The following is a 784-nucleotide window of genomic DNA, read 5'->3' on the forward strand; positions in this document are numbered from 1 at the left end:
AACAGGTTTGGCCGCGGCTGGTGTGGGGGTTGCTTGTGTTGCTCCCCTAGTTGCCGGTTTAGTAGCAGCTGGTGTGGGGGTTGCTGTTGTAACCGGTGTGTGGATTGCTGCTGGTACTGTGGGGGTTGCTTGTGCCGGTTTAGTAGCAGCTGGTTTGGCTGTGGGTGCATTTGCTGTAAGGGCTGAACTCCATTCTGCCAGGGTGCCGGTAGTATCCATGCAAGATCCTGTGCATAAGAGGGATACTACAGAATATGATGTCATAGAGAATTATAAACCACAGAAGATCAGCAGGATAAAGTGGCTCGCTCCTCCAGAAGCTGCCAGTCCAACGCATAGAATACTCATGGCCCTGGCTGGTGCCGCAGTGGTTGCGCTGTGTGCAGCAATAATATTGTGTGGAGTTTGTTGTACAGTAGCATGTCCATTAAGCACATGTATCATCATCGCTTTGGCTCTGGGCGCCGGTGTGCTGGCAACAGGTCTAGCCGTTGGGGGAGTTGCTGACCGGTATTCTGCCAAGGCTGCGTTGCCTGTTGAAACTAGTCCCATCGTGCTCGGGCAGCGTGCTTCTGAATGCCCCGAACAACTTCAAAATGAGGTGGCTGTCGAGACTGCTAACATGACTAGTGATAGCGTGCAGCAGACCCAAGACTGGGAACCTGTTGCCAAGGATGCAGGACAAGAGTGGGAGCCTACACAGCAAGGTCCAGTTGCTGCAAAGGAGGCTGTTGATGGTACTTCCCAAGCACCATCTGACAAAGCTGTAGATGCAGGACAAGGG

General features: G+C 53.1%; 1 pseudogene. It reads left to right on the forward strand.

What is annotated here, in order from left to right:
- Positions 1-784: pseudogene (locus tag GAC_RS04950) on the forward strand (hypothetical protein); the annotation flags it as partial.

This window comes from Anaplasma marginale str. Florida (assembly GCF_000215485.1).
Lineage (GTDB): Bacteria > Pseudomonadota > Alphaproteobacteria > Rickettsiales > Anaplasmataceae > Anaplasma > Anaplasma marginale.